This is a genomic window from Tenacibaculum sp. UWU-22 (assembly GCF_041021355.1).
GTDB lineage: Bacteria > Bacteroidota > Bacteroidia > Flavobacteriales > Flavobacteriaceae > Polaribacter.
On record NZ_JBFNGP010000001.1, the window covers coordinates 1,153,775 to 1,167,393 of the forward strand.

Here is a 13,619-nt window from a genome sequence, read left to right on the forward strand (position 1 = left end):
GGTGCAAAAATACTATTTTTAAATTTTAGCTGTCTTTTTCTTTTTTGTTTTTAAAGCAATATTGTCAATTAAACGAATATCTCCAGCATAAACAGCTATAAAAGCACGATATTTTTTGTTTGATTCTTTGCTTTTTATAGGTTTTAAAGTGGTTTCATCAGCAATGGTAAAATATTCTAATTCTAGTAAAGAATTTTTTTCAAACTTTTTTTGTACCCATTGGGTTAATTCTGCTATACTTTTTGTTTTAAATTTTTTCTTTACTTTTTTTAATGTTTTATGTATAAATGGAGCGGCTTTTCGATGTTTTTTTGTTAGTCGGGTATTTCTAGAACTCATGGCTAAACCATCTGTTTCTCTATAAATTTTACAACCCACAATTTTTACAGGGATATCGTATTTTTTTACTAAGTTTTTAATAATTTGTAATTGTTGAAAATCTTTCTTGCCAAAATAAGCAGTAGTAGGTTTAACAATTTCGAATAAGGTTTTTACAATAGTTCCTACTCCATCAAAATGCCCTTTTCTAAATGCTCCTTCCATTTGATGTTCTAAGCCGTCAAAATCGAATTTTTTTGAAATAATATTTTGATCGTAAATTTCTTCTACTGAAGGAAAAAATAAGATGTCGCAATTTACCGACTGTAGTAATTTTACGTCGTTGTTAAAGGTTTGAGGATATTTTTCTAAATCTTCTTTGTTGTCAAATTGTGTAGGGTTTACAAAAATGCTTACCACAACTATTTGGTTTTCTTTTTTAGCCTTTTTTATAAGTGATAAATGCCCTTCATGTAAAGCGCCCATAGTTGGCACAAATCCTATTGATTTTTTTGATTCTTTCAAAGGGGTAATATAGGCTTGTAAAGCCATTTTTTTTTCAAATATTTTCATTTTAAAACCTAATTGTATATTAAAAAAGACTAGATCAAGTGTTTTGTATATTTTATTTGATTGATTTTTAAATAATTAAATAAAACAATCTGTTTTATCGAAAGTAATAAATTATTTTGAATAACATAAAGAGCTCTATAGTCGAAATTAAACGTAAGCAAGTTAAAACTTGTTGCTTTATTTTTAAAGTGTGCGGAATAAAATATTTGTTAAAATAAAACAATACTATTTTTTAGGCGGGCTTAAATAAACCTATTTTTAATTTAGTAGCTTTGTGCTAGAAGTACTTTTAGAATTAAAATAAAGATTTATTAATGATGGATAAATACCTAGATATTATAAAAAATTCGTATGCTAATTATTGGAATTATCTTAAAAATGAACTTGTTAATGTAAACCATTGGGATAATTATTTTTACGGCTTAATTATTATTTCGTTAGTGGTTTGGGGGTTAGAAATATTGTTTCCATGGCGTAAGAAACAAGCTATTTTTAGAAAAGATTTTTGGCTAGATACATTTTATATGTTTTTTAATTTTTTTCTATTAAATTTAATTGTACTGATAGCCTTATCTAATACGGTGTCTGAATTATTAAATGATATTTTACAGCGCTTTGGTTTGTCTGTTTCTAGTTTTCAATTGTTTGATATAAATACTTTTTCATTAGGTGCCCGAATTTTTGTGTTTTTTATTATTATTGATTTTGTACAGTGGTTTACACATACTTTACTACATCGGTATGAGTTTTTATGGAACTTTCATAAAGTTCACCACTCAGTAAAACAAATGGGGTTTGCGGCGCATCTACGGTATCATTGGATGGAGCCAGTAATATATAATTCTATTAAATATATTCCATTAGCTATAATGGGCGGATTCACCGCTCAAAATGTAGCCATTGTTCATTTTTTCAACATTACTATTGGGCATTTAAACCATGCTAATATTAATTGGGATTATGGCTTTTTAAAATATATTTTTAACAACCCTAAAATGCATATTTGGCATCATGCAAAAGAGTTGCCAAAAGACAGAGAAAAGGGGGTTAATTTTGGTATTACATTGAGCCTTTGGGATTATTTGTTTAAAACCAATTATATTCCGTATTCAGGTAGAGATATTGAATTAGGGTTTGATGGCGATGAGGTTTTTCCGTACGATTTTTTGCATCAAGAACTATATCCTTTAGGTAAAAAAGATGTTTAATATAATTTTATTACGATAAAGACCGTTGAAAAATTAATGAGAAAATCAAAAAAAATAGTTCTAATAATACTTGTTCTTAGCCTTATAGGTAAATACCTTATGAGGTATTATAACCAGAATAAATCACATAAAAAGCAGGATAAAAACGAGCAAGTTTTTGAGTCGACGACTTCTAGCAACCCAGATGATTTTTCATATTTACCCACCTCTACCACAGGTCAAATTATTAAACACGAAGCATATGTTTTGTCGTATAGTGAGGCGCATGAACAGGCTGAATGGGTGGCGTATTCGTTAGATAAAAGTGATATTGTTTATGCGAATAGAGATCGCCCTTTTTTTAATGAAGACCCTAAAGTAAAAACCCATTCTGCCGATTGGAGAAGCTATAGAAACTCGGGTTACGACAGAGGGCATTTATGCCCTGCTGGAGACAGAAGAGCCTCTAAAAAATTATATGACGAAACATTTTACACCTCTAATATATCTCCACAAAACCACAATTTTAATTCAGGTATTTGGAATCGGTTAGAGCAAAAAACTCGTTATTGGGCAAAAAAATATGGGCATTTGTATGTGGTAACGGGCGGCGTTTTAGAAGATAACTTACCCACTATAGGTGTTGCCGATAAAGTTTCGGTACCAAAACAGTTTTATAAAATTTTGTTAGATTATACGAAGCCAGAAATTAAAGCAATAGCATTTTTAATACCGAATAAAGATAGTAATTTGCCATTATATAAATTTGTGGTTTCTATAGATAGCATAGAACAAAAAACAGGGATTGATTTTTTTCCGAATCTACCAGATAGTATCGAAACCAAATTAGAAGCTTCTAGCGAATATAAAAATTGGAGTTTTCGTTAGTTGATTAAAAAAAATGATTGCATTTTTACATACATCAGAAATACATATTCAACGATTTGAAAAATTAGTAAGAAAATACGATAAAAATGTTACCGTTAAACATTTTGTAAATGAAAAACTTCTTGAAACGGCTTTGTTATCTGGAAAAGCTGATTCTGAATTATTTAAGAATGAAATTGAAAACATAAAAAAGAAAAACCCCTCATTGTTAATTTGTACTTGTTCAACATACGGAGAAGAGTGTGATAATCATACTACCGTTTATAGGATTGATAAACCCGTTATTGAATACATGGTTCAAAACTATACTAAAATTGGATTGGCTTTTACCGCGCATTCAACAAAAAAAGTGAGTGAGAATTTAATACTTAAAGTTGCCTCAGAATTAAATAAACAAATCGAAATTTTAAATTGCGATTGTAGTGAATTTTGGACTTACTTTGAGAATAAAGATATTGAAAAGTATGAAAAAGGAATTGCTAAAAGCATTGAGCAAATAGCCTCTAAAGTTGAAGTTGTTTTTTTAGCTCAAGCCTCGATGGAAGGTGCAAAAACCTATCTAACAGACTTGAAAAAAGAAGTTTTGTCAAGCCCTGAATTTGGAATAAAAAAACTGCTAAAAAAATGTATATAAGCCTAAGGTCTATTATTGGGTAAATTAATTTACAACAGAAAATATAGCCCATGCATAAATAGCAAATCGTAAAAAACGAAATAATCCAAATGCCATAACACCTTTAAAGGGGTATTTAATAATTCCAGCAGTAATACAGCTAATCGAAAAAGGTAAAGGTAACAAAGCTCCAGCAACAATTAAAAAGCCACCCCATTTACTGGTATTTTTAATATGTTGAGCCATATTAATTTCTAAATAATTTTTCACACTATTTATTTTTAGGGCGGTTCTACCAAAAAAGTATGATATCATACCTCCAATATAAGAAAGAGTTGCTAAAAGAGCTAAGTTTATAATAGGGTCGGGTGTTTTTTTAGACCAAGCTATAAAAATTTCGGGAGGTACTAATCCTAATAGAGTTTCAGAAATAAAAAAAGTGGTTAAAATACCTATTCTTGAAAAAGTTTGCGTTAAAATGTGTAAGCCATCATTAATATTATACACAAACTTGTTAAATAGCAACAACCCTAAAATAACCAATACAATAGGTAAAAAAGCTTTTTGTATACTTTTTTTAATAAATAGATAAAAACCTGTTCGCAAATAATAGTTGTGTAAGCGTATTACTGTAGCGGTAGTGTTCTTTTTTTTAGTTTTTTTAGGAGGCATTTTTCACTTTTTCTTAAATTTTTTAAAAGTGCTAAAATAAGCAAATTTATACAATGTAAAAAAGGGGCTAATTTAGAAGCTTGTCAATAAAAAAATTATTTAACAATTACTTTTTTTATGATTTGCTTTCCTCCATTTTTAATTTTTAAAAAATATAATCCTGAAGCTATTTTACTGTAGTTTAGTTTTTCTGAAAAAACAGATGAGGTGTCTAAATATTGTTTTTCTTCTACCAATCTACCCATTAAATCAAATAAAAGAATAGAAACTTTGTCGGTATTTACAACTTCAAAAGTTAAGTTAAATGTACCGTTTGAGGGGTTTGGGTATAGGTTGAAACTGTTAAAATTAAAGTTTTCAACATTAGTGGTATTATTTTCAATATTAAGGGTGTAATCTTCGGTTTCACCCCATTCACTAGTGTGGTCACTATCACAAGCTCCTTCACCTGCAAGGTTACTGGTCTGTGTGTTTGTGTATTCAATATTTACACGCATTCTAGTAGAACCTATAATAGCATCGTTAGGTACAATAATATCTTTATTTAAACTTGCAGGAGTTGAATTATTGTATAAAATTCCTAAATCATATCTTTCGTTAGTGGTGTCAAAATTAAAATCACCATTCCAATCGATAAAAACATAGCAATGATCTTGAAACCCTGCAACATCAAAAGCTACACTAATATTGTAAGTTTGTCCTTTTTTTACGCTTGTGGATATATTTGTAAAATCTTCATATCCGTTAGTAGCTGCATTGCCAGAGGTGTTGTTAATGGTGTTAAATGTAACATTAGCGATGTATTCTTTGCCATTAGTATCATCTGTGTAATTTGAAGTGCAATATTCTGGTGTTCCAATTGTAAAATCAGTTGAATTAATATTGTAAAAAATATTGTCTGCAGCTTCTACCATAATTCTTGCTGTAGAGGTGGCATTATTAGGCACAGTTATAGATTCGCTACCATCATTAGGGGTGTTTGCCTTGAGTGTTATTGGAAAAGTGACACCACCATCGGTAGAAAGTTTAATATTTACGTTTGCACAATTTATAGGGGCAATATTAGTGGTGCTTTTATCCCAAGTAATGGTTTGGGTAGAGCCTATAGCCCATGCTACATTAGTATTTTGAGAGGTAACCGTAAAAGGGTTGGCATTAGTAACGGTTACTTTAATATCATCTCTTGTGCTAGCGCCACCACCAGTATGGTTATCTCTAACTATTAAAGAGAAATTTAAATCTCTAGCAACAGAAGGCACTACTTCCCATTCTGAAGCTGTACTACCCGATATTACAGTTGCTAAGGTTGGCATATACCGATTGGGAGAACTTGAAGGGGGTAACGACCTAAACATAGCGCCTCCAGTATTGGTTGATATTGGAGGAGTAGTGTAGTTTACTTCGTTATCTATTTGTTCCCAGCAGTAAGTTAGGTTGGCGGTTCCTTCATCGTCTGTAGCTTCTCCTTTTAAAACAAAAGGGGTCGATTTTGGAATACTAACATCGGCCCCTGCATTTACAATTGGAGCAATATTACCTGTGCTTGTTTTGGTAGGGCATGTAACAGGTAAAATAGCATTCAAAATTTCAGTAATACTTATGGCATGAAAATAATCGTCACTACTACTTTGTATATTTTGGCTACTACAAAGACCAGCATAGCCCATAATAGTTGAGCCGCTTCCTGGTTCTACGGCTGTATTATTGTTTCTGTTTGCTCCAGAACAATTTCCATCTGAACCATTAAAAGTATGGTGTGCTCCAAATTGATGCCCTATTTCGTGTGATACAAAATCTACATCAAAAGCATCTCCAGAAGGATAATAAGTTCCAGTAGTTCCATGTGCTTTTTCTCCTGAAACACAGACTACTCCTAAGGCAGCTAAACCACCAGAAGCCGTGCTAAAAACATGACCAACGTCGTAATTTGAAGAACCAATTATATTGTCGCACTTTGTTTGATTTTCAGTTAACAATTTACTAGAATCATTATTTGTAAAATTATCGGTTGCGCTATCTAAAAATATCAATTCATTTTCTCCAGAATTGTTAACAACAATAGTCATTTTTACAGACAAATCTCTTTCATATATACCATTAACTCGAGTTATAGTGGTGTTCATGGCACTAAGTACTGCGGCTTTTTTTGTAGCGTCACTAGCTGTATCGGGTATTCCTTGGTTGTTTAAATGAAATTGAGCATACTCTCCTGTACAAGCTAAAGCTAACCGATAGGTTCTTAAAAAACCATCGCTTGCGCTTTTGGCAGCAGTAGATTTTTTAAGCGCATTACTTTTTTCTGATTCGTTTACTAAACAGTTATAATTTGTATTGTTTAGTAAGTTTTGTCTTTTGTAAGCAATGTATTCGGTAAAGTCTTTTGTGTAAGGATCTACATAAAATGTGCCTTTTTTTGTATATACGGTAACATGAATACCATCTAAACCAATACTTATTTTAGCTTTAATAGATGGGTTATTAATGCATTGACCTGTAAATGATTTAATATACCCATATTTAGCCGCTAATTTTGAACTGAAATTAGAGGTTTCTTTTATTGAAAATTTTTCTATTTTTCCTTCAGCAGTAGGAAGTGGAATAATTTTTTTTACGTTTTCTGAGACGTTTTTAAGGTTATTTTTAAAAAGCTCATTATTTAACGAATAAATTTCAAAATTTTTAGGCGAACTGCTTCTTGCCAAATTTTCTTTAGTAGAACTATTTTTTGGGTTTATTTTTTTCCATAAATCCTGCCCGCTAGCAAGTAAGGTGTTTAAAATAAAAAGTAGGAGGATGATTTTTTTCATGTACTTAAATTCAACTATACGGGGGTAAATAAACTGCTATTAACGTGATGTATAAACGGTTATAATAAACGTAAATATACTGTTTTTTTTAATCGGTTTAAATTTTAGGCTTTTTTTTAGTGTTTGTACGTTAAAAAATGAGCTTACTTACAGTTAAATCTTAGGTTGCTATTTTTCGTTTTTTCAATGAAAAAGTAATATGATTATTATAGTATTGATTAAAATATAATTTTTGAAGGATGAGGCTAGTGTATAAAAAAGTAAATGTTATTTAAATAAGCATAATACACTATCTTTGTTGAAGATATGAATAAAACTATTTATTTACAGGATTTACAGAGAAAAGATTATCAAGAAACTTGGGATTATCAAACCGATTTGTTGCAAAATATTGTTGACTTAAAAATAGAAAATAGAAACAGCAAACAAGCCAAAATAACCCCAAATTATTTTTTATTTGTAGAACATCCACATGTATATACACTTGGTAAAAGTGGCGACTTGAGCAATTTGCTTTTAAATGAAAAACAACTTGAGCAAAAAGGAGCTGTTTTTTATAAAATAAACAGGGGAGGTGATATTACTTATCATGGTCCAGGACAAATTGTAGGATATCCGATATTAGATTTAGAAAATTTTTTTACCGATATTCATAAATACCTTCGCTTTTTAGAGGAGGTAATTATTTTAACCATAGCAGAATACGGTTTAAAAGGAGAGCGAAGCAAAGGAGAAACAGGTGTTTGGTTGGATGTTGGTACTCCGTTTGCACGTAAAATTTGTGCCATGGGTATTCGAACAAGTCGTTGGGTAACTATGCATGGTTTTGCTTTAAATGTTAATACTAATTTGGGGTATTTTGACCATATAATACCATGCGGCATTCGAGGTAAAGCGGTAACTTCATTAGAGGCTGAATTGGGCGAAAAAATTGATATTGAAACGGTAAAGCAAAAAATTTTAGCACATTTTAAAAGTCTGTTCGAAGTAGATAAGTTTATCGACTTGTGATGTTATAAAACTTTGTATAAAATAGGTTTGCTAGGTGTAGCATCATTTTCAAAAGGGGCAATCATTAAATTTAAAAAATATGTGCCATCTTTTATCGTGTTTGGCACAAAAATAAACTCAGTAATAGTAGCGTTTAATCGTGGTTTTTCAGCGGTATTCCAAAAGGCATTATGGCTCAGTAATAAACCCTCATCTTTTTCTTTATCTACTGAGGGCAAGTCTACTAATAAGTGTTTTATTCCTTTTTCACGTAAATAAATAGCTGTTTCTTCTAATAGATATGGCGGATTTGTATTTGAATATCGATGTGTTTTTTTATCACCTAAATTAGGTAAAGTTCGAATAATTATAGCATCACGGTTTTTATTTTTTAAAGCATTTTGTAATTGTTTTTTGCCAATAACTTCATCGTTATTAAGAGCTTCTGGGGCAACAGTAATTACTTCTGCTAAAAAGAAGTATGATGATAAGTTTTTGTTAATCGAGTATGCTTTTTTAGTAATATGGCCAATACATTCGGTATGGGTTATATGTGAATGTGGGTTAAAAAAGATGCTATTAAAATTAACAGAAGCTCCTTCAGAAACCGTAACTTTTTTTCCGTTAAAAGATTCAGCAAAAATTTTAGGATTATCTATACCCCAGGCATTTACTCCAGGTTTTGTCATGTCTATAGCAATAGAAATATCAATTGGTTTTGATAAATCTATTTTAAATTTTTTAGACTTGTATTCAATTAAAGCAATCATATCTCTTCAAAGATAACTAAATTAAAAACAAATTTGAAGCTAACCCATCAGCTAAAAACTTTCCTTTTTGGGTTGTTTTTAAGCTATCGTTTTCGATAATTAATAAATTTTGATTGATGTCTTTTTTTGATGAAGCAATAATGTATTTATAAAAATCAGGTCCAAATTCTTGTTTAATTTTATTTAACGAAACCCCCCAAATAGTCCGTAGCCCAGTCATTATATATTCGTTATATCGGTCCTTTTTTGTTAGTTTTTCTTCTTGTTTGGGTAGCTTGTTTGCTAAAATTTCTTTTATGTATTTGGGGTTGTTTGCAATATTCCAACTTCTTTCGATTTTGTTAAAAGAATGGGCAGACGGACCAACGCCCATATATTTTTTACCTAACCAATAGCTGCTATTGTGTTTCGAAAAATAATTAGGCTTACCAAAATTAGAAATTTCGTATTGAATAAACCCATTTTTAGTGGTTTCGTCTACTAAAATATCAAAATGTTGCTTGGCAATTTTTTCGTCTAAACTAGGGTATTTCTTTTGTTTAATAAACGTTTCTAAGGCTGTTTTAGGTTCTACGGTTAGGGCATAGCTAGATATGTGGTTTACGTTGAAGTTAAAAGCGGTGTGTAAATTTTTTTGCCACTGCTCGTTAGTCATGTTTGGGAGTCCGTATATTAAATCAATAGTAATATTGTTAAAAAACGCACTTGTTGTTGATAAACATTTTAGCGCTTCTTTGGCACTATGGGCTCGATTCATAAACTGTAAATCTTCTTTAAAAAAAGATTGAATACCAATGCTTATTCTATTAATTGGCGAAAGAGCTAATGTTTTTATTTTTTCATCAGATAAATCGTCAGGATTGGCTTCTAAAGAGATTTCAGGATTATTAATTACACGATAATTTTTGTAGATGGTATCGATTAATAAATCAATTTCTTCTATAGTCAATAAACTAGGTGTTCCGCCGCCAAAATATATGGTTTCAATAGTTTCAGTAGCAAGTTCGTTTTTTCTTAATTCTAACTCTTTTACTAAACAAGCCACTAGAATTTCTTTTTTTTTTAGTGAAGTAGAAAAATGAAAATCGCAATAAAAACACGCTTGTTTACAAAATGGAATATGAAGGTAAATGCCTGCCAAAATAGTTGTGTTGAATTATTTTTTTTGAAGAGATAACATGCCAAGTTGAGTTATTTTTCATTAATTTTATTAGGGTTTTGTTTTACAAAACTTGCCCAACCCGTGTAATTTTTTCCACCAATTACTTTTCCATTATTATAAAAGTGACAAACCGCTGCAGCTAAACCATCGGTAGCGTCTAAGTTTTTAGGTAGGCTTTTTAGTTTTAAGAGCGATTGTAACATTAAAGCAACTTGCTCTTTACTCGCATTTCCATTACCTGTGATTGCCATTTTTATTTTTTTAGGTAAATATTCGGTAATAGGTATTTGACGAGACAAACCAGCAGCCATAGCAACGCCTTGTGCTCTGCCTAATTTTAACATTGATTGTACATTTTTGCCATAAAAAGGAGCTTCAATAGCAATTTCATCAGGATTGTAGGTGTCTATCAATTCAATGGTGCGTTCAAAAATTAATTTTAGCTTTATGTAAGGGTCATCGTATTTTTTTAGTTGCAATTCGTTCATTTGAACAAATTCCATCTTTTTATTTATAATTTTAATTAACCCAAACCCCATAATTGTTGTTCCAGGATCAACGCCTAAAATAATTTTTTCTACGACCAAATTATTTGTTTATTAGTTTACCTACAAAGCTAATCATTTCTTTCGGTTAATAAACTACTTAGTAATATAGCTTAAGAGTTCTAGAGAAAACGCTAAATTTTAAGGTAAATTTACGATTTATAAACGCCTATTATCGAGTAAATAAATTATATCTTTGGTTTTATGAGTGTACTTGGTTTACGAACATCGAATCCGGCATTTACCAATTATTTTTGGCATAAAAACAAAAGAAAAGCTTTAAAAAAAATGTCGCTTAAAGGCATTGTTTTTAAATCACTGGTAATGTTGTGTGTAGTTAGTGTTGCGGCTAGCTACACATGGCAATTATCTTTTAACGGCGTTAATATTAAGTGGTATACTACTATAGGTGCTTTTGTGGCCATTGTAATAAGCTTGTTTATTTCTTTTAAGCACTCATTGGCTAAGTACTTATTGCCGATGTATGCTTTGGCAAAAGGGTTCTTTTTAGGAGGAATTAGTTTGTATGCACATAACAAATTTCCTGGTTTGCCTTTTCAGGCTATTGCTGTAACAATAGTAACATTTTTTGTAATGTTACTATTGTATATAACCAAAGTAATAAGCGTAACAAAGCAATTTCAAGCTCTTATTATAACTGCTACTATTAGTGTATTTACAGTTTATTTTTTAAGTTGGGTTTTAACTTTTGTGGGGTTTAATGCTCGTTTTATTTGGGGAACTTCGTGGTTAGCCATTGGTTTTAATGTTGTTGTGGCATTAGTAGCGTCGTTTAGCTTACTGTTAGATTTTTACTATATAGATAGGCAAATAGGCTATGCCCCAAAAGAAAAAGAATGGCTCGCTACTTGGGGTATTTTAATAACCTTAATTTGGCTTTATATAGAAGTACTGCGATTACTAAAAAAATTAGCCATTCGGTTTTAGAAAAAGAATTTTATAATGCTTTCTGCTTTAAACCAAATAAATAACACAATAAGCAATAAAAGGATTAAAAACACTCCTTTTTTAGGTTGTTTTCGTTGTTTGTTTCCAAATTTTCTTTTAAACTCCATATTTCAGATTTTATTTTAGGGTTTAAGTGGTATAATTATTGTTTTTTTAGTGGCACGTAACATTTCTCTTTTTCTAGGAGGGCCAGGTAATCTTTCAACCAAAAAACCTACAGATTCCATTGCTCGTCGAACACTACCTTTGGCAGAATAAGTAACTAAAACACCATTAAATTTTAGCGCGTTAAACATTTTCAAAAAGATAGTTTCGGTCCATAATTCTGGTTGTACTCTAGCGCCAAAAGCATCAAAATAAATCAAATCAAAATAATTTTCGTCATTAATATCAGAGAAAAATTGCTTTCTTTTTGTTAAGATAAAATTAGATGTAATTTCATGTTTTTTATTCCATGACGATTGATGTATTTTGTCAAAAATAGCCATGTGTTTTGTCGCTTCTAATTTAGCAACAAAATTTAACTTTTCTAATTCATCGTTTTGTATCGGATACGCTTCAACACCTGTATAATCTATATATTTAAGATTTTTTTGAGCTTCTAAAAATGTAATAAAACAATTTAAACCTGTACCCAAACCTATTTCAAGGATGTTAATTTGAGTGTTCGAAATGGTTTCTAGTCCGTTTTTTATAAATACATGATAAGCTTCTTGTATAGCACCATGTTTAGAGTGGTATTGTTCGTTCCAGTCAGGTAGATGTACAGTTGTAGAACCGTCAGAAGTTATAATAATTTCTCTTTTCAAATTATTTTTTAGATTGAGTAATAGTTACCCTTTCATTTAAAAATTTTGCTGTAATAACTTTCTTTTATAAAGAAAGCACTTTTTACTAAGATACTTTATTAGTTGTAAAAATATACATTTAAAGTATAGCGCTTAGTAATCAGGGTTTTATTAAAAAACAAAGGTACTGTTTTGTAATAAAAAAACACTATTTTTTTGTGAGCTAAAAATCAATAATTTCTGTATTTTTGCCTTACGTTAAAACACGATTAAATTATGCAAGTAGCTAATATTAAAGTAGAGCGAGTAAAAGAATCTAAAATTACACAAGTAGATTTTGATAATTTGCCTTTTGGTAGTGTATATTCTGATCATATTTTTGAATGTGATTTTGTTGATGGGCAATGGCAAACCCCAAACATTAAACCGTTTGCACCAATTGCTTTAGACCCTTCTGCTAAAATTTTTCATTATGGGCAATCTATTTTTGAAGGTATGAAAGCCTACAAAGATCAAAAAGGGAATACATTACTTTTTAGACCGTTAGATAATTGTAGAAGATTAAATAAGTCTGCTGAACGATTGGCTATTCCTCAGTTTCCTGAAGAGTTATTTATGAGTGGTTTAAAAAAGCTATTAGAGGTAGATAATCAATGGATACCAACCAAAGAAGGAAGCTCGTTATATATACGTCCTTTTATTTTTGCTACAGGCACAGGTTTTCATGCTTCGCCAGCGAATGCTTATAAGCTTATTATTGCTACTGCGCCGTCAGGGGCTTATTTTGCAGGTAAAGTAAAAGTTTTAATAGAAGAAAACTATTCTAGGGCAGCTAATGGAGGTGTTGGATATGCTAAAGCAGGAGGTAATTATGCAGGTCAATTTTATCCTACGCAACTAGCTATTGAAAAAGGATACAATCAAGTTATTTGGACCGATGATAATACCCATGAGTATATCGAAGAAGCAGGGGCAATGAATATTTTTGTACGTATAAATGATACTTTAATTACGAGCCCAACAAGTGATAGAATTTTAGATGGTATAACACGTAAAAGTATTCTTCAGATAGCAAAAGATAGTAATTTACCTGTAGAAGTTAGAAAAATTACGGTTGCCGAAGTTGTTGAAGCAGCTAAAAACGGTAGTTTAAAAGAAATGTTTGGTGCTGGTACAGCAGCAGTTATTTCACCTATTTCAGGTTTTGGATATAAAGAAAATGATTATGAATTACCTGAATTAGAAAACTCTTATGCTTCAAAATTAAAGAAAACAATAACTGATATTCAAACAAACAAAACAGAAGATCCTTATGGATGGAGGGTTTTGGTATAATA

13 protein-coding genes are annotated in these 13,619 nt (G+C 30.8%); 6 read left to right on the forward strand and 7 right to left on the reverse strand.

The annotated features are described in order from the left end of the window. Positions 1-18: 18 nt before the first annotated feature. Positions 19-891, reverse strand: a complete 873-nt coding sequence (panC, locus tag AB2B44_RS05140) for a pantoate--beta-alanine ligase (protein WP_369048473.1) — start codon at positions 889-891, stop codon at positions 19-21. A 317-nt stretch (positions 892-1,208) separates the two neighbouring features. On the opposite strand from panC, the gene AB2B44_RS05145 reads away from it, so the two are divergent. The 3 genes from AB2B44_RS05145 to AB2B44_RS05155 all read left to right on the forward strand — a co-directional run bounded on the left by AB2B44_RS05145 (position 1,209) and on the right by AB2B44_RS05155 (position 3,600). Beyond that, positions 1,209-2,099, forward strand: coding sequence for a sterol desaturase family protein (locus tag AB2B44_RS05145; RefSeq protein ID WP_369048532.1), 891 nt, complete (start codon positions 1,209-1,211; stop codon positions 2,097-2,099). Positions 2,100-2,198: 99 nt separating this feature from the next. Then, entirely contained in the window at positions 2,199-2,966 is a 768-nt protein-coding gene (locus AB2B44_RS05150; protein ID WP_369048474.1) for a DNA/RNA non-specific endonuclease, read from the forward strand. A 13-nt stretch (positions 2,967-2,979) separates the two neighbouring features. Beyond that, on the forward strand, positions 2,980-3,600 hold the full coding sequence (locus tag AB2B44_RS05155) for a hypothetical protein (protein ID WP_369048475.1): 621 nt from the start codon (positions 2,980-2,982) through the stop codon (positions 3,598-3,600). Between the two features lie 24 nt (positions 3,601-3,624). On the opposite strand, the gene AB2B44_RS05160 is transcribed toward AB2B44_RS05155, so the two are convergent. Both AB2B44_RS05160 and AB2B44_RS05165 read right to left on the reverse strand, forming a co-directional pair. Next, the gene (locus AB2B44_RS05160; RefSeq protein ID WP_369048476.1) at positions 3,625-4,251 is read right to left on the reverse strand and encodes a YqaA family protein; all 627 of its coding nucleotides are present in this window, start codon (positions 4,249-4,251) and stop codon (positions 3,625-3,627) included. A gap of 95 nt (positions 4,252-4,346) precedes the next feature. Then, on the reverse strand, positions 4,347-7,058 hold the full coding sequence (locus AB2B44_RS05165) for a reprolysin-like metallopeptidase (protein WP_369048477.1): 2,712 nt from the start codon (positions 7,056-7,058) through the stop codon (positions 4,347-4,349). A 306-nt stretch (positions 7,059-7,364) separates the two neighbouring features. On the opposite strand from AB2B44_RS05165, the gene lipB reads away from it, so the two are divergent. Further along, positions 7,365-8,069, forward strand: coding sequence for a lipoyl(octanoyl) transferase LipB (gene lipB, locus AB2B44_RS05170; RefSeq protein WP_369048478.1), 705 nt, complete (start codon positions 7,365-7,367; stop codon positions 8,067-8,069). A gap of 2 nt (positions 8,070-8,071) precedes the next feature. Here lipB and AB2B44_RS05175 read toward each other — a convergent pair whose 3' ends face one another. Genes AB2B44_RS05175 through ruvC form a run of 3 tightly spaced genes read right to left on the reverse strand, consistent with a single transcriptional unit; the run spans position 8,072 to position 10,567 of the window. After that, the gene (locus tag AB2B44_RS05175; protein ID WP_369048479.1) at positions 8,072-8,818 is read right to left on the reverse strand and encodes a cyclase family protein; all 747 of its coding nucleotides are present in this window, start codon (positions 8,816-8,818) and stop codon (positions 8,072-8,074) included. Positions 8,819-8,834: 16 nt separating this feature from the next. Next, positions 8,835-9,959, reverse strand: a complete 1,125-nt coding sequence (gene hemW / locus AB2B44_RS05180; RefSeq protein ID WP_369048480.1) for a radical SAM family heme chaperone HemW — start codon at positions 9,957-9,959, stop codon at positions 8,835-8,837. Between the two features lie 50 nt (positions 9,960-10,009). Further along, positions 10,010-10,567, reverse strand: coding sequence for a crossover junction endodeoxyribonuclease RuvC (ruvC, locus tag AB2B44_RS05185; RefSeq protein WP_369048481.1), 558 nt, complete (start codon positions 10,565-10,567; stop codon positions 10,010-10,012). Between the two features lie 162 nt (positions 10,568-10,729). Here ruvC and AB2B44_RS05190 point away from each other — a divergent pair, with 162 nt between their 5' ends. Beyond that, positions 10,730-11,473, forward strand: coding sequence for a Bax inhibitor-1/YccA family protein (locus AB2B44_RS05190; RefSeq protein WP_369048482.1), 744 nt, complete (start codon positions 10,730-10,732; stop codon positions 11,471-11,473). A 143-nt stretch (positions 11,474-11,616) separates the two neighbouring features. On the opposite strand, the gene mnmD is transcribed toward AB2B44_RS05190, so the two are convergent. Beyond that, positions 11,617-12,303, reverse strand: a complete 687-nt coding sequence (gene mnmD / locus AB2B44_RS05195; protein ID WP_369048483.1) for a tRNA (5-methylaminomethyl-2-thiouridine)(34)-methyltransferase MnmD — start codon at positions 12,301-12,303, stop codon at positions 11,617-11,619. A 255-nt stretch (positions 12,304-12,558) separates the two neighbouring features. Here mnmD and AB2B44_RS05200 point away from each other — a divergent pair, with 255 nt between their 5' ends. After that, entirely contained in the window at positions 12,559-13,617 is a 1,059-nt protein-coding gene (locus AB2B44_RS05200; protein WP_369048484.1) for a branched-chain amino acid aminotransferase, read from the forward strand. Positions 13,618-13,619 lie beyond the last annotated feature (2 nt).

Bases quoted from the DNA above. Each gene is read 5' to 3' on its own strand.
- AB2B44_RS05190 (WP_369048482.1), top strand. From the start codon at position 10,730: ATGAGTGTACTTGGTTTACGAACATCGAATCCGGCATTTACCAATTAT.
- AB2B44_RS05200 (WP_369048484.1), top strand. From the start codon at position 12,559: ATGCAAGTAGCTAATATTAAAGTAGAGCGAGTAAAAGAATCTAAAATT.
- AB2B44_RS05160 (WP_369048476.1), bottom strand. From the start codon at position 4,251: ATGCCTCCTAAAAAAACTAAAAAAAAGAACACTACCGCTACAGTAATA.
- AB2B44_RS05175 (WP_369048479.1), bottom strand. From the start codon at position 8,818: ATGATTGCTTTAATTGAATACAAGTCTAAAAAATTTAAAATAGATTTA.
- AB2B44_RS05150 (WP_369048474.1), top strand. From the start codon at position 2,199: ATGAGGTATTATAACCAGAATAAATCACATAAAAAGCAGGATAAAAAC.
- panC (WP_369048473.1), bottom strand. From the start codon at position 891: ATGAAAATATTTGAAAAAAAAATGGCTTTACAAGCCTATATTACCCCT.
- AB2B44_RS05165 (WP_369048477.1), bottom strand. From the start codon at position 7,058: ATGAAAAAAATCATCCTCCTACTTTTTATTTTAAACACCTTACTTGCT.
- AB2B44_RS05145 (WP_369048532.1), top strand. From the start codon at position 1,209: ATGGATAAATACCTAGATATTATAAAAAATTCGTATGCTAATTATTGG.
- lipB (WP_369048478.1), top strand. From the start codon at position 7,365: ATGAATAAAACTATTTATTTACAGGATTTACAGAGAAAAGATTATCAA.
- AB2B44_RS05155 (WP_369048475.1), top strand. From the start codon at position 2,980: ATGATTGCATTTTTACATACATCAGAAATACATATTCAACGATTTGAA.